General features: G+C 73.4%; 18 protein-coding genes. 8 read left to right on the top strand and 10 right to left on the bottom strand.

Annotated features, from left to right (window positions below):
* The first annotated feature begins 8 nt into the window (after positions 1 to 8).
* From H297_RS0108580 to H297_RS0108560, 5 genes are all read left to right on the top strand, one after another.
* A complete protein-coding gene (locus H297_RS0108580) occupies positions 9 to 1730 on the top strand; it encodes a Na+/H+ antiporter subunit D (RefSeq protein ID WP_027736697.1) in 1722 nt (573 codons plus the stop codon).
* Positions 1727 to 2311 carry a Na+/H+ antiporter subunit E gene (locus H297_RS0108575; RefSeq protein ID WP_027736696.1) on the top strand — a complete coding sequence of 195 codons (585 nt, stop codon included), beginning with the start codon at positions 1727 to 1729 and terminating at the stop codon, positions 2309 to 2311. Before H297_RS0108580 ends, H297_RS0108575 begins: the two co-directional genes overlap by 4 nt.
* Positions 2308 to 2763, top strand: a complete 456-nt coding sequence (locus tag H297_RS44095; RefSeq protein WP_486589452.1) for an MrpF/PhaF family protein — start codon at positions 2308 to 2310, stop codon at positions 2761 to 2763. Before H297_RS0108575 ends, H297_RS44095 begins: the two co-directional genes overlap by 4 nt.
* Positions 2760 to 3146, top strand: a complete 387-nt coding sequence (gene mnhG, locus H297_RS0108565; protein ID WP_027736695.1) for a monovalent cation/H(+) antiporter subunit G — start codon at positions 2760 to 2762, stop codon at positions 3144 to 3146. The genes H297_RS44095 and mnhG overlap by 4 nt, the downstream gene beginning before the upstream one ends.
* A gap of 121 nt (positions 3147 to 3267) precedes the next feature.
* The gene (locus H297_RS0108560) at positions 3268 to 3999 is read left to right on the top strand and encodes a VIT1/CCC1 transporter family protein (RefSeq protein WP_027736694.1); all 732 of its coding nucleotides are present in this window, start codon (positions 3268 to 3270) and stop codon (positions 3997 to 3999) included.
* Positions 4000 to 4111: 112 nt separating this feature from the next.
* Here H297_RS0108560 and H297_RS0108555 read toward each other — a convergent pair whose 3' ends face one another.
* From H297_RS0108555 to H297_RS35320, 10 genes are all read right to left on the bottom strand, one after another.
* Positions 4112 to 4996, bottom strand: coding sequence for an HpcH/HpaI aldolase/citrate lyase family protein (locus H297_RS0108555; protein WP_051351671.1), 885 nt, complete (start codon positions 4994 to 4996; stop codon positions 4112 to 4114).
* On the bottom strand, positions 4993 to 6210 hold the full coding sequence (locus H297_RS0108550; protein WP_027736692.1) for a CoA transferase: 1218 nt from the start codon (positions 6208 to 6210) through the stop codon (positions 4993 to 4995). The genes H297_RS0108555 and H297_RS0108550 overlap by 4 nt, the downstream gene beginning before the upstream one ends.
* Entirely contained in the window at positions 6203 to 7693 is a 1491-nt protein-coding gene (locus H297_RS35330) for an ADP-ribosylglycohydrolase family protein (RefSeq protein WP_078513854.1), read from the bottom strand. Before H297_RS35330 ends, H297_RS0108550 begins: the two co-directional genes overlap by 8 nt.
* Positions 7690 to 8895: an ADP-ribosylglycohydrolase family protein gene (locus H297_RS0108540; protein ID WP_037793366.1), complete on the bottom strand. Its 1206-nt coding sequence runs from the start codon at positions 8893 to 8895 to the stop codon at positions 7690 to 7692. The genes H297_RS35330 and H297_RS0108540 overlap by 4 nt, the downstream gene beginning before the upstream one ends.
* The gene (locus H297_RS35325) at positions 8892 to 10142 is read right to left on the bottom strand and encodes an ADP-ribosylglycohydrolase family protein (RefSeq protein WP_051351670.1); all 1251 of its coding nucleotides are present in this window, start codon (positions 10140 to 10142) and stop codon (positions 8892 to 8894) included. Before H297_RS35325 ends, H297_RS0108540 begins: the two co-directional genes overlap by 4 nt.
* Positions 10139 to 11119, bottom strand: coding sequence for an ADP-ribosylglycohydrolase family protein (locus tag H297_RS0108530; protein WP_486589472.1), 981 nt, complete (start codon positions 11117 to 11119; stop codon positions 10139 to 10141). The genes H297_RS35325 and H297_RS0108530 overlap by 4 nt, the downstream gene beginning before the upstream one ends.
* A gap of 181 nt (positions 11120 to 11300) precedes the next feature.
* On the bottom strand, positions 11301 to 12626 hold the full coding sequence (locus H297_RS0108525; protein WP_027736689.1) for an extracellular solute-binding protein: 1326 nt from the start codon (positions 12624 to 12626) through the stop codon (positions 11301 to 11303).
* 11 nt (positions 12627 to 12637) lie between these two features.
* On the bottom strand, positions 12638 to 13522 hold the full coding sequence (locus tag H297_RS0108520) for a carbohydrate ABC transporter permease (RefSeq protein WP_064744797.1): 885 nt from the start codon (positions 13520 to 13522) through the stop codon (positions 12638 to 12640).
* On the bottom strand, positions 13519 to 14403 hold the full coding sequence (locus H297_RS0108515) for a carbohydrate ABC transporter permease (protein ID WP_051351712.1): 885 nt from the start codon (positions 14401 to 14403) through the stop codon (positions 13519 to 13521). Before H297_RS0108515 ends, H297_RS0108520 begins: the two co-directional genes overlap by 4 nt.
* Positions 14404 to 14522: 119 nt before the next feature.
* Positions 14523 to 15701 carry a LacI family DNA-binding transcriptional regulator gene (locus tag H297_RS35320; protein ID WP_078513853.1) on the bottom strand — a complete coding sequence of 393 codons (1179 nt, stop codon included), beginning with the start codon at positions 15699 to 15701 and terminating at the stop codon, positions 14523 to 14525.
* Between the two features lie 708 nt (positions 15702 to 16409).
* Here H297_RS35320 and gltB point away from each other — a divergent pair.
* From gltB to H297_RS0108495, 3 genes are all read left to right on the top strand, one after another.
* Positions 16410 to 20993, top strand: a complete 4584-nt coding sequence (gltB, locus tag H297_RS0108505; RefSeq protein ID WP_027736686.1) for a glutamate synthase large subunit — start codon at positions 16410 to 16412, stop codon at positions 20991 to 20993.
* Positions 20986 to 22470 carry a glutamate synthase subunit beta gene (locus H297_RS0108500; RefSeq protein WP_027736685.1) on the top strand — a complete coding sequence of 495 codons (1485 nt, stop codon included), beginning with the start codon at positions 20986 to 20988 and terminating at the stop codon, positions 22468 to 22470. The genes gltB and H297_RS0108500 overlap by 8 nt, the downstream gene beginning before the upstream one ends.
* A gap of 243 nt (positions 22471 to 22713) precedes the next feature.
* Positions 22714 to 23724, top strand: a complete 1011-nt coding sequence (locus H297_RS0108495) for an endonuclease/exonuclease/phosphatase family protein (RefSeq protein WP_027736684.1) — start codon at positions 22714 to 22716, stop codon at positions 23722 to 23724.
* Positions 23725 to 23743: the final 19 nt, after the last annotated feature.

The raw sequence follows: 23743 nt of genomic DNA, 5'->3' as shown, positions 1-23743 counted from the left end.
CGGCGGTGATGTCGGCGCTGGTGCCGCTGCCGGTGATCCTGCCGCTGGCCGCGGCGGGGCTGAAGCTGGCGATCGGGGCGCGGCTGGAGCGGGTGCAGCGGTTCATCAGCGCCGGTGTGCTGGCCGCGGTGCTGGTCGTCTCGCTGGTGCTGCTGGTGGCCGCCGACCGGCACGGGCCGCAGGTGATGTTCGCCGGCGGGTGGACGCCTCCGGTGGGGATCGTGCTGGTCGCCGACCGGCTCTCCGCGCTGATGCTGGTGATCTCCTCCTCGGTGACGCTGTGCGTGCTCGTCTACTCCGTCGGGCAGGGCATGGCCGACAACGACGAGGTCACCCCGCTGTCGGTCTTCCACCCGTCCTACCTGGTGATGGTCGCCGGGGTATCGGACACGTTCCTGGCGGGCGACCTGTTCAACCTGTACGTCGGCTTTGAACTGATGCTGACCGCCAGCTACGTGCTGATGACCATCGGAGGGACCCTGCCGCGGATCCGCGCGGGCGCCACGTACGCGATCGTCTCCCTGCTGTCGTCGATGCTCTTCCTGGCGGCGGTCGCCATGGTCTACGCCGCCACCGGTACGGTCACCATGGCGCAACTCCCCGCACGGCTGGACGCCTTGGACGACCGCGTGGGCCTGCTGCTGCAGATCGCGCTGCTGGGGGTGTTCGCCATCAAGGCCGCCGTCTTCCCGATGGCCGCCTGGCTGCCCGACTCCTATCCCACGGCGCCCGCCCCGGTGACGGCCGTCTTCGCCGGGCTGCTGACCAAGGTCGGCATCTACGCCATGCTCCGCACCCAGACCCTGCTCTTCCCCGGCCACCGCATCGGGGACGTGCTGATGGTGCTGGCGCTGCTCTCGCTGCTCGTCGGCATCCTCGGCGCCGTCGCCCAGACGGACCTCAAGCGGCTGCTGTCCTTCACCCTCGTCAGCCACATGGGATACATGGTCTTCGGGATCGGTCTGGCCACCCACGGCGGCATCTCCGGCGCCGTCTTCTACGTCGCCCACCACATCACCGTGCAGACCACGCTCTTCCTCGTCGCCGGGCTCATCGAACGCCGCAGCGGCACCACCGACCTGCAGAGCCTCGGCGGGCTGGCGAAGCTGTCCCCGCTGCTGGCCGTCATGTTCTTCGTCCCTGCCGTGAACCTGGCCGGCATCCCGCCGCTCTCCGGCTTCCTCGGCAAGGTCGGGCTGCTGCGTGCCGGGGTGCACGACGGCTCGGCCCTCGCCTACCTGCTGGTCGCCGGCGGCACGGCCACCAGCCTGCTCACCCTCTACGCGCTCACCAAGGCCTGGAACCTCGCCTTCTGGCGCGCGGCCACCCCGCAGATGTGCGCCGCCGGGACGGTGCTGGAGCACACCGAGTCCGACAGCGACGACCAGGCGGGCGGGGCGGACGAGATGGACGGGGCGGACGAGGAGGACGAGGCGGACGAGGAGGAGGCCGCCATGAGGCACCACACGTCCCGCACGTATCCCCACGCCGGTGGGCTGTTCCGCTGGGACCTCACACCGGGGCGGCGGCGGGGCACGGCCACGTTCGGCGGCCAGCAGATCACCACCAGCGCCACCCTCCCCGCCAGCATGACCGCCGCCACCGTGGCCCTGGTGCTCGTCGGAGCAGCCTTCACCGTCCTGGCGGGGCCGCTGTTCTCCCTGACCGACCGCGCGGCCGACGAACTCCTCGCGCGGACCCCTTACGTGGAGGCGGTGACCCGGCGATGACGTCCCCGCACCGGCTGCCCGAGGCCAGCAGGCTGCGCGCCACCCAGTGGCCGATGCTGCTCGGCCTCACCCTGCTGTGGATGCTGCTGTGGGGGACGTTGACGGTGGCCAACGCCGTCACGGGCGTGCTCGTCGCCCTTCTGGTGGTGCTGGTCTTCCCGCTGCCGCCCGTCGAGAAGCAGGCCCGTCTCCACCCGCTCGGCATCGCACGGTTCACCGTCCGCTTCGCCCTGGACATGGTGGTCTCCAGCTGGCGGATCAACCGCTATCTGCTCGCCCCCGGCCGGCCGCGCTGCGCGGTGCTGGGGGTGCACATGCGCTGCCCCGGGGACCTGATGATGACGGCCACCGCCGTGGCCGTCACCGCCGTGCCCGGCAGCACCGTGCTGGAGGTCGACCGCCGCTCCGGCGTCCTCTACCTGCACGTCCTGGGGGCCGAACAGGAGGAGGCGCAGGACCGCGCCCGGCGGGACGCGCTGCGCCTGGAGACCCGCGTCGTGCGCGCCTTCGGTACCCGCGCCGACATCGACGCGATCCGCGCCTGGGAGGACACCCAGGAGCTGTTCGGGCGGCAGCCGTGAGCGCGGCCGCCCAGGAGGCGACGGCGACGACGATCGCGGCGCTGCTGCTGGCCGCCGGGGTGATGGTCACGCTGCGGCTGGTCCTGGGGCCCTCCACCCTCGACCGCGCCGTCGCCCTCGATGCGCTGGTCGCCGTCGTCATGGCCGGTATCGGGCTGCAGACGGCCGTCCGCGGCAACGCCTTCTACCTGCCGGTGCTGCTGGTCCTCTCCTTCCTCGGCTTCACCGGCTCGGTCGGCGTCGCCCGCTTCATGGCGCTGCGCGACGAGGCCGGCACCGGTGACGTGGACGAGAGCCAGGACACCGGCGAGGAAGGCGGCGGCGAGGAGGCCGCAGGAGCCGACGGCGGCCTGCCCGAGGGGCCCGGCGGCGCCCCGTCCGCCGCCGACGCCTCCGACGGAGGGGGCGGCGAGGCGGGCGGAGCGGGGGACGGCGGAGGGGAGACGCGATGACCTGGTCCGCGGTGGCCGACGTGGCCGGCGCCGTCTGCATGCTGGCGGGCGGCGTGCTGTGCCTGCTGGCCGGCATCGGGCTGCTGCGCCTGCCCGACGTCCTCACCCGGATGCACGCGGCCACCAAACCGCAGTCGTTCGGCCTGCTGCTCGTCCTGCTGGGCTCGGGCCTGTGGCTGCGCAGCCTCGTCGACCTGGGCATCCTGCTGCTCGTCGGCCTCTTCCAGCTGGCGACCTCACCGGTGGCCGCGCACATGGTCGGCCGCGCCGCCTACCGGACGGGCCGCCTGGACCGGGCGGACATCGTCCGGGACGAGCTGGCGGAGGCGCTGCAGGCTGCCGCCGCCGAGGCAGACCGGGAAAACCCCAGGTCAGCGGGGTAAGTTCGGCCTTCCTTGCTGGCAGACAGGGGGTGGGCCCGCCTACGCTTCCCGTCGTAGGCACCCCTCGCTACGGCGCTCCGCCGCCGCGGCGTCACCACGCACCGAAGGAGCCGTACCGGCCATGTCCGAAGCCGGAGTCCCGGACCCGACGCACGTCGCGCACCGCGACAACCACACCCACCGCGACGTCAACGGGGGCTGGCTGCGGCCCGCCGTCTTCGGGGCGATGGACGGGCTGGTCTCCAACCTCGGTCTGATGACCGGTGTGGCGGGCAGCTCCGCGGCGGCCCAGACCATCGTCATCTCCGGTCTCGCCGGGCTGGCCGCCGGTGCCTTCTCGATGGCGGCGGGCGAGTACACCTCCGTCGCCTCCCAGCGCGAACTCGTCCAGGCCGAACTGGAGGTCGAGCGGCGGGAGCTGCGACGCAGCCCCCGCGAGGAGGTCAAGGAACTCGCCGCCCTCTACGAGGCCCGCGGCGTCGACCACGGCCTCGCCCTCCAGGTCGCCGAGCAGCTCCACCGGGACCCCGAGCAGGCGCTGGAGATACACGCCAGGGAGGAGCTCGGCGTCGACCCCGCCGACCTGCCCTCGCCGACCGTCGCCGCCGTCTCCTCGTTCCTGGCCTTCTCCCTCGGTGCCGTCGTCCCGGTACTGCCCTACCTCGTCGGCGCCACCGCGCTGTGGCCCGCCGTCGTGCTCGCCCTCGTCGGCCTGTTCGTCTGCGGTGCCGTCGTCGCCCGCGTCACCGCCCGCCCCTGGTGGTTCAGCGGACTGCGCCAGCTCGCCCTCGGCGCCGCCGCCGCGGGGGTCACCTACGGGCTGGGCAAGCTGTTCGGCGTCGCGGTGGGATGACGCCGGCAGCGTGCGCGGAGACGGGGTTCCGCCCGCGACCGCGTCGTGTGCCGTTTCCTGTCGTGTCCGGCACCCGTCGCCGGGGCCACCGTTTTGTCGCGCGCGCCCCCTGTCAGTGGTGGCCGGAACGCCGGGCCAGTGCCAGAGTGCGGTGTGCTCCGGCGACGACCGCCGCGTCCACGAACCGCCCGTCCGCCAGGGCGAGGGCGCCCGCCTCGTCCCGTGCGGCCGCCACCACCTCCTCCGCGGCGGCGATCTCCGCCGCGGACGGCCGGTAGGCGGCCTCGATCACGGGGAGCTGCCGCGGGTGGATCGCGGTGCGGCCCAGGAAGCCCAGTGCCCGCCCCTGTGCGCAGTCGTCGGCGAGGCCCTCGACGTCGCGGATGTCCGGGTAGACGGACTGGGGCGGCGGCAGCAGCCCCGCCGCCCGTGCCGCGACGACGGTCCGCCCTCGCGCGTAGTCGAGCCCGGCGGCGGTGACACCGAGGTCGGCCCGCAGGTCGGCCTCGCCCAGGGCGATGCCCCGCACCGCGCCGTGCCCCGCGGCGATCTCGTACGCGCGCTCGATCCCCAGCGCGGACTCCAACAGGGCGTACAGCGGCGGGGTGCCCGCGTCGCCGCCCGCCCAGCCGGCCACCCGCCCCAGCTCCTCGGCGCCGGTCACCTTGGGCAGCCGCAGCCCGCCCAGACCCGGCAGCGGGGCCAGGGCGCGCACGTCGCCCTCGGCCCACGGCCCGTCCAGCGCGTTGACCCGCACATGGACGGGCACCGGCCCCGGCGGACCCGGCGCCAGCAGCTCCGCGGTCGCCGCCCGCGCGTAGGCCTTCCGCTCCGGCGCGACCGCGTCCTCCAGGTCCACCAGCACCACATCGGCCCCCGAGCGCAGCGCCTTGCCGACCACCTCGGGCCGGTCGCCGGGCACGTACAACCAGGTCAGGAACGGCGGGGAGACGGCCGAGGGGGCGGGGCCGACCGCGGTCGGGGCGACGGCGTTCACCGCACCACACCTCCCTCCCGCAGCTCGGCGAGCTCCGCGTCGCTCAGCCCGAGACCGCCGGCGCCGAGCACCGCGTCGGTGTCGGCGGCGTGCGGCCGCCCGGCCCACCGGATGGCGCCCGGGGTGCCGGAGAGCCGGAAGAGCACGTTCTGCATCTTCACCGTCCCCAGCTCCTCGTCGGCGACCTCGGTGATCGAGTCGAGGGCCCGGTACTGCGGATCGGTCATCACGTCCCGCACGTCGTAGATCGGGGCGACCGCGGCCTGGGCCTCCTCGAAGGCGCGCACGACCTCGTCGCGGTCGTGCCGGGCTATCCAGCCGCCGACCGCCTCGTCGAGTTCGGCGGCGTGCTCGGCCCGCCCCGCGCCCGTCGCGAACCACGGCTCGTCGAGGAACTCGGGACGGCCCACCAGCCGCAGCACCCGCTCGGCGACGGACTGTGCGGAGGTCGAGACGGCCACCCAACGGCCGTCCGCCGTGCGGTAGGTGTTGCGCGGCGCGTTGTTGGCCGACCGGTTGCCGGTCCGGGGCTGGACGTAGCCGAGCTGGTCGTACCAGAGCGGCTGCGGGCCCAGCACGGTGAGCATCGGCTCGATGATGGCCATGTCCACCACCTGCCCCCGGCCGGTACGGTCCCGCCCGGCCAGCGCCGTCATCACCGCGAAGGCGGTGGACAGCGCGGCGATCGAGTCGGCCAGCCCGAACGGCGGCAGCGTCGGCGGCCCGTCGGGCTCCCCTGTGACGGCGGCGAAACCGCTCATCGCCTCGGCCAGGGTGCCGAAACCGGGCCGGTGCGCGTACGGGCCGCTCTGCCCGAAGCCCGTCACCCGCGCCAGCACGAGCCGCGGGTTGACCGCCGACAGCTCCTCCCAGCCCAGCCCCCACCGCTCCAGCGTGCCGGGGCGGAAGTTCTCCACGACGACGTCCGCTTCGGCCGCGAGCCGCAGCAGCACGCCCTGGCCCCCGGGGGTGGACAGGTCGATCGCGACGGTCTTCTTGTTGCGGCCCAGCAGTTTCCACCACAGGCCGACCCCGTCCTTGCTGGGGCCGTGCCCCCGCGACGGGTCGGGCTTGCGCGGATGTTCCACCTTGACGACCTCGGCACCGAAGTCGCCGAGCATCGTGGCGGCGAGCGGACCGGCGAAGAGCGTGGCCAGGTCGAGCACGCGCAGGCCGCGCAGCGGGGGTTGGGTCGTCGCGGACGGCTCATGCATGGCGCGGTTCCTCCTGGGACGTCGAGCGCGCGGACGGGGCGGGACGTGGGGAAGGTGAGGGAGCCCCGGGGCGGGCGAGCGCGTGGGTGCGGGCGGCCAGTTCGTCGAAGCCGACACCGTCCAGGCCCGCCACGCTCGTGGCCAGGCGGTTCTTCAGCGGGGCCGTCCAGCGGGCGGGCAGCGCCTGTGGCGATCCGGCGAGCAGACCTGTCAGCGACCCGGCGGTGGCACCGTTGGAGTCGGTGTCCCAGCCGCCGGAGACCACCCGGCACACGGCACCGGTGAAGTCGCCCGCAGCGTGGGTCAGTGCGGCGGCGAGCAGCGCCGCGTTGGGCAGCACGTGGACCCAGTGGTGCTCTCCGTAGGCGGCGTGCAGCCCGTCCACCACCGCCTCGAAGCCGGCCAGGGAGGTGTCCGGCGCCTCGCGGGCCGCGGCGATGCCGGTCCGGACGGCTGTCGCGTACCGCGAGGCGGGCGGGACGACGGACAGCCCCGTCTCCAGGCACTCCTCGACCGTCGTTCCCTCCGGGCCGCCCGCCGCGTGGGCGAGCGCGGCGGCGACGAACATCGCGCCGTACACGCCGTTGGCGGTGTGGGTCAGCGCGGCGTCGCGCCATGCGGCCTCGGCGGCGGCCGCCGGATCGGCCGGGTGCGTCCAGCCGTGTACGTCGGCGCGGATCTGGGCGCCGATCCACTCCCGGAACGGGTTGCGGTACGACCCGGTCCGCGGCGGCTCGATGCCGGCCAGCAGGTTGCGGTAGGCGACCCGTTCGGCCGTGAAGGTGCGGCCCGCGGGCAGCTCGTCCAGCCACACCCGGGCGACGTCGGCGGTGGTGAAGCCGTGTCCGTACCGCTCCAGCACCAGCAGTCCGAGCAGCGGATAGTTGAGGTCGTCGTCCTCGGGTGCCCCGTCGATGTTCTCGGCGAGCGAGGTCGCCGCCGAGCGGCGGTTCCACGGGTGGGCCGCCGCGAGCTGCGGGTCCACGCCCTGTGCGGTGAACCAGGTGGTCAGCGGCCAGTTGCCGGTGGCACGGGCGAGCGCCCTGATGCCCTCCAGCGTCACCTTCTCCACCGGCTTGCCCAGCACGCAGCCGGCGGCCCGGCCCGACCACGCGGCGTGCAGCCGCTCCTGAAGCCGCGGCAGGCCCGTCAGGTCTGTCCGCTTCTCCTGCGGTCCGGCCGGCCAGTCGGGGCAGGCGGCCCGGATCCCGGGCAGGTCGGTCGGCTCGTACGCGGCGGAGGGGCACGGCAGCGCCGCCAGTTCGTCGAGCAACTCCACTGCCGACGCCCGCAGTCCGCCGGATGCGGGCCGGGCAGACGCCCCGGCCCGGTCGGGTGCCGGGTGCCCGCCGGCCTCGCGCCAGCGCCGCGCCACCGCCGAGGCGTCCCGTCCGTCCTCGGCGGCCTGCCGCAGTTCGTGCCCGACCAGATCCTCGGGCTGCACCCAGGTGAGCCGCAGCGCGGCGGCGTCCGCGGGCGTCACCGGTCGCCCGCCAGGGCCGCGAACGCCGCCTCGTGGGCGCGCCGCCGCTCCACGTCCCGGGCGAAGACGTCCCGCGCGACCGCCGCCAGCGACAGCGCGGGCCCCCGCAGGTCCAGCTTGCTGGCGGCCGCGACCTGTTCGCTCCACTCGGCCGGGACCGCCGCCTCGCCGTGCAGGGCGCCGGCCAGGGCGCCGCTCATGGAGGCGATGGAGTCGCAGTCCCGCCCGTAGTTGACCGAGCCCAGGACGGTCGCGCGGTAGTCGCCACCGCCGACCAGCAGCATGCCCAGCGCGACGGGCAGTTCCTCGATGGCGTGCAGCCGGGACGGGCGGCGGGCGCCCAGCGAGGGGCTGCGGTAGTCGGGTCCTACGGTGTCGAACGGGGCGACGGCCTCCCGCAGCGGGGTCAGCGCGGCCTCCCAGCCGGTGCAGCGGGCGGCTGTCTCGCACACCGCCTCGATCGCCGCGCGGGTGCCGTCCTTGGCGAGCCGCAGCGCCTCGGTGACGACCGTCCGGGGTGTGGCCCCCGGGCGGAACGCCGCCGCGACGGCGGCGGCGAACACCCCGGCGGCCTCCCGACCGTAGGAGGACTGGTGGGGGGCGGCCACATCGAGGGCCTCCGCGTAGGCGGCGTCCGGGTTGCCCGCGTTGACTGCGCCGACCGGCGCCATGTACATCGCGGCACCGCAGTTGACGATGTTGCCGCTGCCTGCCTCGCGCGGGTCCACGTGCCCGTAGTGCAGGCGGGCGACCAGCCACTTCTCGGCCAGGAAGATCCGCTGCAACAGGAGGGCCTCCGCCTCCAGTTCGGGTATCCAGCGGGGCTCACCGATCAGGTCGGGCACCAGGTGGTCGGCCACGGCGTACGCGTCGAGGTGGTCGCGGACCTTCTCGTAGACGCGGACCAGGGCGTGGGTCATCAACGTGTCGTCGGTGACGTGCCCGTCGCCCTTGTGGTACGGCGCGATGGGCCGGGCGGTGCGCCACGCGTCCTTGTGGAACGGTTCGACGATGCCGCTCACGCGCCCGCCGTGCCGCTCGGCGATGGCCGCGGGGGACCAGCCCTCGACGGGGCCGCCCAGCGCGTCACCGACGGCCGCACCGACGAGGCAGCCCACGGTCCGGTCGTTCAGCGAGGGCGCATTCGGCGCATTCAGCGCATTCAGTGTGGGGGCGTCGGTGCGCGGGGAGGGGGTGCTCATGACGGGTGGGGTCCTTCCGAGGCGTGGGCCGGACGGTCGGTGAGGGGCAGGGGCGAGGCCGGGTACGCCGCCGGATGGTGCGCGGCCAGGCGGCGCGCCGTCTCCACCAGGTCGGCTCCGGCGAACTGGGGAAGCGCGCAGCCGGACAGCGTGCGGCAGCTCCGCCGCCAGGAGTCGGGCAGCGCGCGGGCACCGCCGAGCGCGCCCGCGAGCGCCCCGGTCAGCGCGGGCGCCGAGTCGGCGACCCGGGAGAGGCAGGCCGCGGCCGGTACCGCCTCGCTCAGCACGCCGCGCGCGGCGGTCGCCACGGCCAGCGCGACCGGCACGGTCTCCGCGGCGGCGATGCCGTAGCTGTAGACGTGGTCGACGATCTCGTGCTCCAGCACCGGCACCAGGGCGAAGGCGCTGCCCGGTCCGCCGGCGCTCTGCGCGAGGGCGGCCTGCGCCAGGCGGACGGCGGCCAGCGTGTTGCGGCGGATCTCGGTGCCCTCCGGGAGCTGGTCGAGGGCTGCCTCGACGCTGGCGCCGGTGCCGCCGCCGGCCAGGGCGACCGCCACGGCGGCGGCCATCGCGCGTGCCCCGTGCACGCCGTCGTCGTCCTGGGTGTAGCGGGCGTCGAACTCGGCCAGGCGTGCGGCGGCTGCCGGGTCCCCCGGGTGGACGACGGCCAGCACGGCGGCGCGGCCGCAGGCGGCGTCGTCGAAGTAGTGCGGGTTGTCGTGGCCGGTGGCCGGCGGCCGCAGCCCGGCAGCGAGATTGCCCAGCCCGGCCCGTACCGAGATCCGGGCGCGCAGCGGGATCTGCGCCGACTCGATCTCCTCGGCGCGCTCGGCCGCCGCCGCCACCTCGTCGGCCAGCGCGTTCCACGAGAGCGTCAGTGCGGCACGCACCCGCTGATCGGCCGTCAGGTCGCTGTGCACAGCCGCGCTCCCGGCGTCGGCGGACAGCACGGCGTACGCGGTGAAGGCGGCCCACTCGGCGTCGTCGGACGGGCCCAGCCGCAGCGGTTCGGGCGGCTGGTTCAAGGCGATGGGCACCGGCAGGGTCGTGGTGGCGTTCTGTTCGGCGAACGTGTCGAGTTCCCGGGTGAGCCGCCGGGTCCAGTCCGGCATCCGGGCGGCGCGGTGCCGCCCCGACGGCCAGCCGGCGGCGTCGCCCGCGGCCAGCCCCAGCAGCAGGCCCTCGATCCGGGCCGGGTCCTCCGCCGGCCTTCCGGCGGCACGGGGAGTGGTGACGGTGCAGCTCATGAGGCATCCCGTGCCGTGCCGGCGGGGGCGAGCAGGTCGGCGACCTCGCGGACGTGCCGCCCTGCCATGGCGGGCAGGCAACTGCCGCGCACCGGGCGGATCGCGGTGGACCACCGGTCGGGGATCGCCTGCTCGCCGCGGAGCGCCCCGGCCAGGGCGCCGGCGACGGCCGCCGTGGTGTCGGCGTCGCGGCCCATGTTGACGGCGGTGAGCACCGCGTGGGCGAAGTCCCCGCGCGCGGCCGTGAACGCGCCGAACGCCAGCCCGATCGCCTCCGGCGCCAGGTCCGTCCACGGGTAGCCGCCGATGACCACCGACGAGCGCACCGCCCGCTCGACGCTCAGCCGGGTGGCGTCGGGCCGCAGCGGGGCGCGGCGCGCCGCGGAGACGGCGCGTTGCAGCGAGCGCGAGGTCCAGGAGTTCTCCGGGATCACCGACAGCGCGGCCTGTACGACGACGCCCGGGCTGTCGCCCACCATGGCGGCGGCGACCCCGGCGGCGACCGCGCGCCCGCCGTAGATGCCCTCGCCCTCGTGGCTGACGGTGCCGTCGATGGCCACCAGCCGTGCCGCCTCGGCCGGCCGCCCCGCGGCGAACACCCCGAACGGCGCGGCCCGCATCGCCAGCCCGTCGCTCCAGGCGTGCCGGTGCTGCGCGGAGATGGGGGCCGCCAGCCCCCGGCGCAGGTTCTCCAGCGTGCCGCGCTCGCTGAAGCCCGCGCCCCGGAAGGAGCCCGCCTCGCCCCCGTCGAGGTCGGCGATCCACCGGTGCCAGGCGGCCTCCACGTGTTCGACGGTCAGTGCGCTGCCGTGCTCGGCCAGCAGCAACCCGGAGAAGAGGGCGTACTCGGTGTCGTCCGTGCCGGCCACCTCGTCGCTGACGAAGCCCTCGATACGGCCCCAGCGTTCGCGGATCTGCGAGGGCTTCATGTTCTCGGCGGGCGCTCCCAGCGCGTCGCCCACGGCGAGCCCGACCATGGCGCCCCGGGCACGGTCGGCGGGGGAGGGGGAGAGAGCGGCGGGTGCGGGGGAGGAGGGGGAGGCGAGGGGCGAGGAGGAGGAAGGGGCGGGCAGGGATCGTACGGACGGTGCTGCGGCCGAGACCTCGGCGCTCATGTGGTGCTCTTTCTGTGCGTGCCCTGGTGTTGCTGTGCGTTCCTTAGCGCTGGTAGCGGTCGAGGATCAGATTTCCGTCGTCGACCAGGGCGTCGCGCAGCGCGCCCAGGTCGGTGTCGGCTCGGTAGTAGCGCTGGAAGGCGGGCGTGGCGATCTTGTCGGACCACTCCGCGTAGCCCCTCACGCCCAGCGTCGGTGACGGCCGCAGCGTGCGGGCGATCTGCGCGCCGGCGCGCCAGCCGTCCTCCCGCCGGTTGATCAGGGGGTCCTCCAGCGCCTTCTTCGAGGTCGGCAGCAGCCAGTCGCCCTCGGCGAGAACGGCCTGGTGCGCGGGGCTGGTCAGGTAGGCGACGAACGCGGCGGCGGCCTTCTTGTGCGGGCTCTCCTGCGCCACCGAGAAGGTCTGCGGGACGACGCCCTGGGTCTCGCCGCCGGGGCCCTTCCCGCGCGGCAGCGGCAGCACGCTCCACTCGAACCCCTTCGGCGCCTGCTGCTGGACCTGCTGGCGGAAGGAGAAGTTGAGCGGCACCATCGCGTAGCGCCCGGCGAACAGGCCGGGAAGCGTGTCGGAGCCCGCCATGCCCAGCCCGCTGCGCGGTGCCGTGCGGTCCTCGGTGACCTGGCGGCGGACGAGTTCGCTGACCGCCGCGTCGCGCTTGTCGAACCGGACGCTGTTCCTGACCCCGTCACCGGTCCCCTCGTGGGTGAAGACCCGGCCGCCGGTGGACAGCGCCAGGTTCACCGACTGCTTGACCGGCTCCTTCATCGGCCAGACGGTGCCGTACCGCTCGGGCCTGCCGTTGCCGTCCTTGTCGCGGGTCAGCTTGCGGGCCGCCCTGTCGAACTCGTCCCAGGTCCAGGGGTGCCGGGCCGTCGGTATGCGGACCCCGGAGTGCTCCAGGAGCTTCCGGTTCGCGACGATCACCTTGGGCTCCTGGGAGAACGGCACGCCGTAGACGCGGCCGCCGTTCATCGTCACCGAGTCCCAGGCCTGCTGCGGGATGGCCTTGCGTGTTGTCTCGGGCAGGTAAGGGCGCAGGTCGGCGAGGTAGCCGCCGTAGGCGAAGTCGGTCAGGTCGCTGGCGTCGTCGTGGATGATGTCGGGCGCCTCGCCGCCCTCGAAGGAGGTCAGCAACTGGTCGTGCACGCTGTCCCAGGAGCCTTGCACGTAGCGGACCTTGACCTTCTGGTGGGTGCGGTTCCAGCGGGCGACCAGCTTCTTGTTGGCGGCGACGGACTCCTTCTGCCAGGCCAGGCTGTAGTAGTCGAGCGTGACCGTGCCCTTCTCGCCCCCGCCGCCCGCGCAGGAGGCCAGCAGGGTGCAGGCCAGCAGCCCGGCGGTCAGCCCGGTCAGGCCCCGGGTGGACATGGCGCGCCGCATCAGCCCTTCACCGCCCCGGTCAGCATGCCGGCGGTCAGCTTCCGCTGCAGGAGGGCGAAGAACAGCAGGCTCGGGATGGTGGCCAGCACCGAGGCGGCCGCCAGCGGGCCCAGGTCGGCGACGCCCTCGGCGCCGAGGAAGCGGGTGAGGATCACGGACATCGTCTGGTTCTCCGGGGACTTGAGCAGCACGAGGGCGAAGAAGAACTCGTTCCAGGCGGTGACGAAGGAGAACATCAGCGTCGCCACCAGGCCGGGCGCCAGCAGCGGCAGTACGACGCTGCGCAGGGTGCGGGCGCGGCTCGCCCCGTCCACCGCCGCGGCCTCCTCCAGCGTGACGGGCACCGCCCGGACGTATCCCTGGAGCATCCACAGGGAGAACGGCAGGTTCCACACGACGTAGACGATGATCAGCCCGCCGAGGGAGTCGACCAGGTGCAGGTTCTTCAGCACGAGGAACAGCGGGATGATCACCAGCACGAACGGGAACATCTGGCTGACCAGCACCCAGCCGTTGGCGGCCGTGCTCACCCGGGAGCGGTACCGCGCCAGTGCGTAGGCGGCGGGGACGGCCAGCGTCACGGAGACGAGGGTGGCGCCGCCCGCCACGATCAGGCTGTTGAGCGCCGAGCGGGCCAGCGGCTGCGCCTCGAACGCGGTGCGGAAGTTGTCCAGGGTGGGATGCCGGGGCAGCCACGTCGGGTCGATGCTGCCCAGCTCCTGCGGGGACTTGAAGGAGGTGGAGACCAGCCACACCAGCGGGAAGGCGAGGAAGACCAGGTAGCACAGCAGCGCGGCGTACTGCCCGGTGCGGCCGGCCAGGCCGCGGGCCTGCCGCACCCGCGCGAGCCGGTCACGGGCCGGGGACACGGTCGGGGCGCTCATGCGGCTTCCTCCTTCAGGCGCTTGCGCAGGAACACCGTGAGGAACACGGCGACGACGGCGACCATCACGACCCCCATCGCGGCGGCGTAGCCGAACTGGCCGTACTGGAAGGCCTCCTCGTACGCGAAGAGCATCGGGAGCCGCGTCTGCCCGCCGGGCCCGCCCTGGGTGAGCACGTAGACCAGGCCGAAGGAGTTGAAGTTCCAGATGAAGTTGAGCGCGGTGATGGCGACGGCCACCGGCTTGAGCGCGGGCCAGGTCACCGAGGCGAACCGGCGCCAGACCCCGGCGCCGTCCAGCAGCGAGGCCTCCCGCAGCTCCGGGGCCACGTTCTGCAGCCCGGCCAGCAGCACCACCGTGGTCTGCGGCATGCCCGCCCACACGCCGACGAGAATGACCGCGGGCAGCGCGAGGGAGAGGTTCGTCAGCCAGTCGATGTTCTCGGCGTGCGCACCGAGCAGCCCGAGCTGCCGCAGTGTCTTGTTGAGGACGCCCGCGTCCTGGTGGTAGACGAGCCGCCACATGATGCCGACGACGACCTCCGGCATCGCCCAGGGCACCAGCGCCAGCGTGCGGGCCAGCCAGCGGAACCGCAGGTTCTGGTCGAGCAGCAGTGCCAGCCCCAGCGCCAGCAGCAGTTGCAGTGCGGTGACGGCCACCGCCCACACCAGGCCGATGCGGAACGACTCCCAGAACAGTGCATCCAGCCGCAGGTCGGCGAAGTTGGTGACGCCGATGAAGTCGGTGTGCACCGTCCGCCCGAACTGGGCGTCGGTGAACGCGAGCGAGACGGCGTACAGCAGCGGCCCCGCGCTCAGCACCAGGATCGGCAGCAGCGCGGGCAGCAGCAGGAACCAGGTGCCGCGGTCCAGGCCCAGCATCCGCTTGCGGGCGGCGGGCGTACGCGGGGGCGGGGTGCCCCGCCCGTCACGGTCGCCGCTCCGGCTCCCGCGGGGTGCGGGGGCCGTGGGCGCCGTCTCGTTGCCCAGGGAGGCGGTACTCATGGCCGTCCGCCTCTCGCGCCGGTGGTCCCGGCTTCCGGGACCACCGGCGCGGCCGGCGGACCCGGCGGCGTCGAGGAGGCCGGGGGATTCGAGACATCGGCGGGTGCCGGGGGCCCCGGCGCGACCGCGGGGACCGACGGGTCGGAGGAGGCGCGGACGACCAGCCGGGGCGAGGTCGTGACCCGGCGCGCCGCCCCGGGGCCGTCCGCTTCGGCGCCGTCGTCGGCCCGGTCCGTGTCCGTCAGCCGTTCCAGCAGCATGCGCGCCGCCGTTCTGCCGCGCTCCTCGGAACCGAGGTCCACGCTGGTCAGGGGCGGCCAGCAGGCGCGCGCGAGCTCGCTGTCGTCCATGCCTGCGACGGCCAGGTCCTCGGGGATGCGCAGGCCGCGTTCGTGCGCGGCCTGCGCCGCGCCGAGGGCCAGCTGGTCGTTGGCGCAGAACACGGCATCGGGGGCCGCACCCGCCTCCAGCAGGTCGTGCAGCGCCTCCCGCCCGGCGGCGAGCCCGAAGGAGGTGGCGCGCTCCAGCGCCGGGTCGGGCACGACGCCGCTCTCGGCGAGCGCCTTGAGGTAGCCCTGGCGCCGGTTGTGGCCCGGCACCGTGTCGACGGGCCCGTTGACGAAGGCGATGCGCCGCCTGCCGCTCTCTGCGAGGTGGGTGACGGCGAGCCGGGCGCCCCGTACGGAGTCGGCCTGGACGGCGTCCACCGGCACCCGCCCCGGCAGCGACCCGATGACCACGACCGGGCCCGCCGCTGCCGTCAGGACCTCGACGTGTTCGGGCGTGATGCGGATGGGGCAGAGGATCAGCCCGTCGCTGGTGCGGTCCCCGAGGCTGCGGACGACGGCGAGTTCCTCCTCGATCACCGCGTCGGTCGAGTGCAGCAGCAGCCGGTACCCCGCCGCCCTGGTCACCGCCTGGATCTGGCGGACCATCGCCACGTACACGGGGTTGCCGATGTCCTGCATCGCGAAGGTGAGCTGCTTGGTGCGCCCGCCCTTGAGGGACTGCGCCACCGCGTTGGGCACGTAGCCGAGTTCGGCCGCGGCCCGCTCGACCCGCCGTACGGTCTCGGGGCGTGCTCCTACACCGTTGAGGACCCGGGAGACCGAGGCGATCGAGACGCCCGCGCGCTCCGCGATCGACACGACGGTCGGTGGTCCGCCGTCTGACATCACTCTCGCCCCTTCGCCGACGCGGCCGGGGTGCGGCCACGGATGTGGCTGTAAACCTTTACAGCGGGTGAAAACGTTTACAGATGGTGGGCCCGCCTCCGGTGCCTGTCAAGGGTTCGGTCATGGGGACCGGCGCAGGGAAGTGCGGGGATGCGAGGGGGAACGGGGGGATCCGGGGAGCGGGCGCAAGGGGAGTGTGCCGATGGCGTGACGCCGAGAGGGTGCCGGATGCGTGAGCGGGGAAGTGGTGCACGTCACAGCGTTCGAGGGGGCGCTCGGGGCATGATCCGCGTGTTACCCGGCGGTTTCGTCTTCCGGTGCGCCGGGCAGTAGTCAGTAACGCCGCCGGCAACGAGGCCGGCGTCCACCCGATGTCACGCAGAGCCGCGTGCGTCGGTGTCTCCCGCGGCCGGTGTGCCGAGGGGGAACCTCCTTCTTCCGGGGCCACCCGCCCCGACCCCCGTGCAGGCCCCACAGGGCCGAGGTGCGCCGCCCCGCGTGGGTGAGCGAGGCGCCCATGTCCGCATTGCGAGACGTGCTTTCCACTTTTCGGGAAGTCGGCGACCCTGTAACCTGCACGAAAATTTTCTGCCACATGAGGGCCAACGTCGTCCCTCGGTACGTACCACTGCCACGAGACGACGGGAGCTGCCGATGCGTGCTGCGCCGACAGCGGATTGGGCCGCCCACCGCCCTGCCAAGCAGGGCATGTACGACCCCCGATACGAGCACGACGCCTGCGGTGTCGGCTTCGTGGCGACCCTGTCGGGCGAGGCCGACCACACCCTGGTCGACCAGGCGCTGACCGTACTGCGCAACCTGGAGCACCGGGGAGCCACGGGCTCGGACCCGGACACCGGCGACGGCGCCGGCATCCTCCTCCAGATCCCCGACGTCTTCCTCCGCGAGAGCGTGCCCTTCACCCTGCCCGAGCAGGGCTGCTACGCCGTGGGCATCGCCTTCCTCCCGCACGAGGAGGCGGACCCCGAGGCCACCTCGGCAGCCGTCTCGCACATCGAGACGCTGGCGTCCGAGGAAGGGCTCACCGTGCTCGGCTGGCGCGACGTGCCCGTCGCACCCGAGCTGCTGGGCCCCGGCGCCCGCGCCACCATGCCGACCTTCCGCCAGCTGTTCGTCGCCGGGGGGCCCGGGGAGCCGCGCGAGGGCATCGCGCTGGACCGGCTCGCATTCGTGCTGCGCAAGCGCGCCGAGCGCGAGGCCGGGGTGTACTTCCCCTCCCTGTCCGCCCGCACCCTGGTCTACAAGGGCATGCTGACGACCGGGCAGCTCGAACCGTTCTTCCCCGACCTGTCGGACCGCCGCTTCGCCACCGCCATCGCGCTGGTGCACTCCCGGTTCTCCACCAACACCTTCCCGAGCTGGCCGCTGGCCCACCCCTACCGGTTCGTCGCCCACAACGGCGAGATCAACACCGTGCAGGGCAACCGCAACTGGATGCGGGCCCGCGAGTCCCAGCTCGCCTCGGAGCTGTTCGGCTCCGGCCGGCACAGCGGCCCGGACCACGAGACGCTGGAGCGGATCTTCCCGATCAACACCCCCGGCGCCTCCGACTCGGCCACCTTCGACGAGGTGCTGGAGCTGCTGCACCTGGGCGGCCGTTCGCTGCCGCACTCGGTGCTGATGATGGTGCCCGAGGCCTGGGAGTCGGCCGAGTCGCAGGACTCCATGGACCCCGCCCGCAGGGCGTTCTACCAGTACCACTCCACGATGATGGAGCCCTGGGACGGTCCCGCCTGCGTCACCTTCACCGACGGCACCCAGGTCGGTGCCGTTCTCGACCGCAACGGGCTGCGCCCCGGCCGCTACTGGGTCACCGACGAAGGGCTCGTCGTCCTCGCCTCCGAGGTCGGCGTCCTGGACATCGCCCCCGACCGCATCGTGCGCAAGGGCCGCCTCCAGCCCGGCCGGATGTTCCTGGTGGACACCGCCGAGCACCGCATCGTCGAGGACGACGAGATCAAGGCCCGGCTCGCCGCCGAGCACCCCTACCAGGAGTGGCTGGACGCGGGCCTCATCGACCTCGCGGAGCTGCCCGAGCGCGAGCACGTGGTGCACACCCACGCCTCGGTCACCCGCCGCCAGCAGACCTTCGGCTACACCGAGGAGGAGCTGCGGGTCCTGCTCGCCCCGATGGCCCGCGCCGGCGCCGAACCGATCGGCTCCATGGGCACCGACTCGCCCATCGCCGCGCTCTCCAAGCGGCCGCGGCTGATCTTCGACTACTTCACCCAACTGTTCGCGCAGGTCACCAACCCACCGCTGGACGCCATCCGCGAGGAACTGGTCACCTCGCTGCACTCGCCGCTGGGCGCGCAGGGCAACCTGCTGGAGCCGACCGCGGCCTCCTGCCGCAGCGTCACCCTGCCGTTCCCCGTGATCGACAACGACGAGCTGGCCAAGCTCATCCACATCAACGCCGACGGCGACATGCCGGGCTTCAAGTCCGCCACGCTCTCCGGGCTCTACAAAGTCGCCGAAGGAGGGGACGGCCTCGCGGCCCGGATCGAGCAGATCTGTGTGGAGGCCGACGCGGCGATCGAGTCGGGGGCCCGGCTCATCGTCCTGTCCGACCGGCACTCCGACGCGGAGCAGGCGCCGATCCCGTCGCTGCTGCTCACCTCCGCGGTGCACCACCACCTCATCCGCACCAAGCAGCGCACCCAGGTGGGGCTGCTGGTCGAGGCCGGTGACGTCCGCGAGGTCCACCACGTGGCGCTGCTGATCGGCTACGGCGCCGCCGCCGTCAACCCCTACCTGGCCATGGAGTCGGTCGAGGACCTGGTGCGGGCCGGCACCTTCCTGCCCGGCGCGGAGGAGCTCGCGCCCGAGCAGGCCATCCGCAACCTGATCTACGCGCTGGGCAAGGGCGTGCTGAAGGTGATGTCCAAGATGGGCATCTCCACCGTCGCCTCCTACCGCGGCGCCCAGGTCTTCGAGGCCGTCGGCCTCGACGAGGCGTTCGTCGACCGCTACTTCCACGGCACCACCACCAAGATCGGCGGCGCCGGCCTCGACGTCGTCGCCCAGGAGGTCGCGGCCAGGCACGCCAAGGCCTACCCCGCCTCCGGCATCGCCCCCGCGCACCGCGCCCTCGACATCGGCGGCGAGTACCAGTGGCGCCGCGAGGGCGAACCGCATCTGTTCGACCCGGACACGGTCTTCCGCCTCCAGCACTCCACCCGGCAGCGCCGCTACGACATCTTCAAGCAGTACACCCAGCGCGTGGACGAGCAGTCCGAGCGGCTGATGACACTGCGCGGCCTCTTCGCCTTCCAGGGCGAGCGCTCCCCCGTCCCGATCGAGGAGGTCGAGCCGGCGAGCGAGATCGTCAAGCGGTTCTCCACCGGCGCCATGTCCTACGGCTCCATCTCCCGCGAGGCGCACGAGACGCTGGCCATCGCCATGAACCAGCTCGGCGGCAAGTCCAACACCGGCGAGGGCGGCGAGGACCCCGAGCGGCTCTACGACCCGGCGCGGCGCTCCGCCATCAAGCAGGTGGCCTCCGGCCGGTTCGGCGTCACCAGCGAGTACCTCGTCAACGCCGACGACATCCAGATCAAGATGGCCCAGGGCGCCAAGCCCGGCGAGGGCGGCCAGCTGCCCGGCCACAAGGTCTACCCGTGGGTGGCCAGGACCCGGCACTCCACGCCCGGCGTCGGCCTCATCTCGCCGCCCCCGCACCACGACATCTACTCCATCGAGGACCTCGCCCAGCTCATCCACGACCTGAAGAACGCCAACCCGGCAGCCCGCATCCACGTGAAGCTGGTCTCCGAGGTCGGCGTCGGCACGGTCGCGGCGGGCGTCTCCAAGGCCCACGCGGACGTCGTCCTGGTCTCCGGGCACGACGGCGGCACCGGCGCCTCCCCGCTGACGTCCCTCAAGCACGCGGGCGGCCCCTGGGAGCTCGGGCTGGCCGAGACGCAGCAGACGCTGCTGCTTAACGGCTTGCGTGACCGGATCGTCGTGCAGACCGACGGCCAGCTCAAGACGGGGCGCGACGTGGTGATCGCCGCCCTGCTGGGCGCCGAGGAGTTCGGCTTCGCCACCGCTCCGCTGGTCGTCTCCGGCTGCGTCATGATGCGCGTCTGCCACCTGGACACCTGTCCCGTCGGCATCGCCACCCAGAATCCGACGCTGCGCGAGCGCTACAGCGGCAAGGCCGAGCACGTCGTCAACTTCTTCGAGTTCATCGCCGAGGAGGTCCGCGAACTCCTGGCCGAACTGGGCTTCCGGTCGCTGGACGAGGCCATCGGGCACACCGAACTGCTCGACACCTCCCGCGCCGTGAACCACTGGAAGGCCCAGGGCATGGACCTGGCGCCGCTGCTGCACCTCCCCGAACTGCCCGCAGGAGCCGTCCGCCACCAGGCCGTCGAGCAGGACCACGGCCTGGAGAAGGCGTTGGACAACCAACTGATCAAGCTGGCCGCCGACGCGCTGGAGGCCGACACCGCCGAGCACGCGCAGCCGGTCCGCGCCCAGGTCGCGATCCGCAACACCAACCGGACCGTCGGCACCATGCTCGGGCACGAGGTCACCAAGAAGTTCGGCGGCGCCGGCCTGCCCGACGACACCGTCGACATCACCTTCACCGGCTCGGCCGGGCAGTCCTTCGGCGCCTTCGTACCCCGTGGCATCACCCTCCGACTGGAGGGCGACGCCAACGACTACGTCGGCAAGGGCCTCTCCGGCGGCCGGGTCGTCGTCCGCCCGGAGAGGGGCGCCGACCACCTGGCCGAGTACTCCACCATCGCGGGCAACACCCTCGCCTACGGCGCCACCGGAGGGGAGATCTTCCTCCGCGGCCGGGTCGGCGAGCGCTTCTGCGTCCGCAACTCCGGCGCCCTGGTCGTCTCCGAAGGCGTCGGCGACCACGGCTGCGAGTACATGACCGGGGGCTCGGCCGTCGTCCTGGGCTCCACCGGACGCAACTTCGGCGCCGGCATGTCCGGCGGCGCCGCCTACGTCGTCGACCTCGACCTGGCCAACGTCAACGCCGGACTGCGCGGAGCCGTCGAGGACCTGACCGACGAGGACACCGCGTGGCTGCACGACGTCGTGCGCCGCCACCAGGAGGAGACCGGCTCCACCGTGGCCGCCCGGCTCCTCGCCGACTGGGACGGGCCGCAGGGCGCGGCCGGGCGCTTCCGCAAGGTCCTCCCCGCCACGTACAAGGCCGTGCTCGCCGCCAAGGACGCCGCCGAGCGAGCGGGACTCTCCGAGACGGAGACCCACGAGAAGATGATGGAGGCGGCGACCAATGGCTGACCCCAAGGGCTTTCTGACCACCGACCGCGAGGTCGCCAGGTCCCGCCCCGTCGAGGAGCGGGTCAAGGACTGGAACGAGGTCTACGTCCCCGGCTCCCTGCTGCCCATCGTCGGCAAGCAGGCCGGACGCTGCATGGACTGCGGCATCCCCTTCTGCCACAACGGCTGTCCGCTGGGCAACCTCATCCCCGAGTGGAACGACTACGCCTACCGCGGTGACTGGGCGGCCGCCTCCGAACGGCTGCACGCCACCAACAACTTCCCCGAGTTCACCGGGCGGCTGTGCCCCGCCCCGTGCGAGTCGGCGTGCGTGCTGGGCATCAACCAGCCGCCGGTCACCATCAAGAACGTCGAGGTCTCCATCGTCGACAAGGCGTGGGACAACGGTGACATCACCCCGCAGCCGCCCGAGCGGCTCAGCGGCAAGACCGTCGCCGTCATCGGCTCGGGCCCCTCCGGCCTGGCCGCAGCCCAGCAGCTCACCCGCGCGGGCCACACCGTCGTGGTCTACGAGCGGGCCGACCGCCTCGGCGGGCTGCTGCGGTACGGCATCCCCGAGTTCAAGATGGAGAAGCGGCACATCAACCGCCGCATCGAGCAGATGCGCGCGGAGGGCACCAAGTTCCGCACCGGCATCGAGATCGGCCGCGACCTCGACGCGAAGAAGCTGCGCAAGCGGTACGACGCCGTGGTGGTGGCCGCCGGCGCCACCACGGCCCGCGACCTGCCGGTGCCGGGACGCGAACTGAACGGCATCCACCAGGCGATGGAGTACCTGCCGCTGTCCAACAAGGTGCAGGAGGGCGACTACGGCACCTCGCCGATCTCCGCCGAGGGCAAGCACGTCGTCGTCATCGGCGGCGGCGACACCGGCGCCGACTGCGTCGGCACCGCGCACCGGCAGGGCGCCGCCTCCGTCACCCAACTGGAGATCATGCCCAGGCCGGGCGAGGAACGGGACACCGCCCGCCAGCCCTGGCCGACCTTCCCCATGCTCTACAAGGTGACCTCCGCCCACGAGGAGGGCGGCGAGCGGGTCTACTCCGTCAACACCACCCACTTCGAGGGCTCCGCCCCCGAAGAGGGACAGGAAGCCGGGAACGTCCAGTGGCTCCACCTGGTGGAGATCGAGATGGTGGACGGCAAGCTGGAGCCCAAGCCCGGCACCGAGCGCCGGATCCCCGCCCAACTGGTCACCCTCGCCATGGGCTTCACCGGCGTCGACCGGGAGAACGGCCTCGTCGAGCAGTTCGGGGTGGACCTCGACGCCCGCGGCAACATCGCCCGGGACGACTCCTACGAGACCAACGTGCCCGGCGTGTACGTCGCCGGGGACGCCGGGCGCGGCCAGTCCCTCATCGTGTGGGCCATCGCCGAGGGCCGCTCCGCCGCGAAGGCCGTCGACCGCCGGCTGACCGGTGCCCGCAGCACCCTGCACGCCCCGATCCGCCCCACCGACCGGCCGCTCACCGTCTGAGCCGCCCTCCCGAAGAACCTCCGTACAAGGACGTACGGGCGCCGCGGCGCCTGCCGAGTCCCCGACCGGGTTTACGGCAGGCGCCGCACGTGCGCCCGCACCGGCACGACGCCCCCGCGCGGCCCCTTCCGCCCCCGCGCCTGTCTTCACGTCCCCGCGCGCCCTTTCCGGCCCCCTTGCTCCGGCAGTAGCCTGCCGTCGGCCCCGGCCGACAGGGACGGGGACGACAGAGCGGGAGGGCACATGCGCGTGCGATACGGGGCTCGGCGGCGGCGGAACATCGGCTGGACCCTCGCCGCCACGGCGACGGCCCTGGCCACCGTCTCACTCACCGGGGGAGGGACCGCGGCAGCGGCCCGTACCGCGCCCGCAGCCGCACCCGCCTCCGTCCAGGTCATGACCTGGAACACGTGCGCCAACTCCGCGCCCCGCAAGGACGACAAGGGCCAGGCACTGTGCGCCAACGGACGGCAGACCGGCAAGGTCGCCGCCGGTATCCGCTGGCACATGCAGCAGCACGACGGCCTCGACGCGGTGCTCCTCCAGGAGATCTGCTACGCCGACGTCGAGAAACTCCGCACCCTCGACGGCATGGCGGGCTGGCGCTTCGGCTTCTCCGGCATCCTCGACCGCGGCTCCGGCTCCGGCAAGGGCGACAGCATCGTCAAGCGCCAGTGCGCGGGCGGCCGCGGCCAGTTCGGCGTCGCCGTCGGAGTCAGGTCGACCGCCCCGACCTTCCACCGCTACCACTACGCCACCAAGAACGTGCCCAACGCCCGCGACGCCTGGGGCCACTGGAACGTCCACCAGGCCGCCGTCTGCGCCGACGCGCTCGGCACCCGCTTCTGCGGCACCCACCTCACCCCGTGGAAGGGCGGCCACTCCGGCTGGTCCGAGAAGCAGGCCTCGGAGTTCCTCACCTCCCAGTACGGGCAGGCCGAGGAGCTCGCCGGCTACGGCAGGAACAGCTCCCGCGTCGTCCTCGGCGGCGACCTGAACGCGGCCCCCACCCAGAGCTCGGGCCTCACCGGACCGATGCTCGACCCCCTCTACGCCGACTACAAGGAATGCAGCCAGGACGCGGCCGGCGGCGCCCGCACCGGCAAGGGCACCTACCAGCGGCAGAACGGCACCCGGGGCGGCAAACTCGACTACCTGTTCACCAACCCCTCGGCGGCCGCCTCCTGCTACGTGACCGACCAGCACGTGACCCTCTCCGACCACGTGCCGGTCACCGCCACGGTCACCTTCTGAGCGGCCGCCGCCCGCACGC

It is taken from the genome of Streptomyces sp. CNT360, from assembly GCF_000424785.1.
The sequence above is the reverse complement of the archived record's forward strand: the minus strand, read 5'-3'. Positions and strand labels throughout refer to the sequence as shown.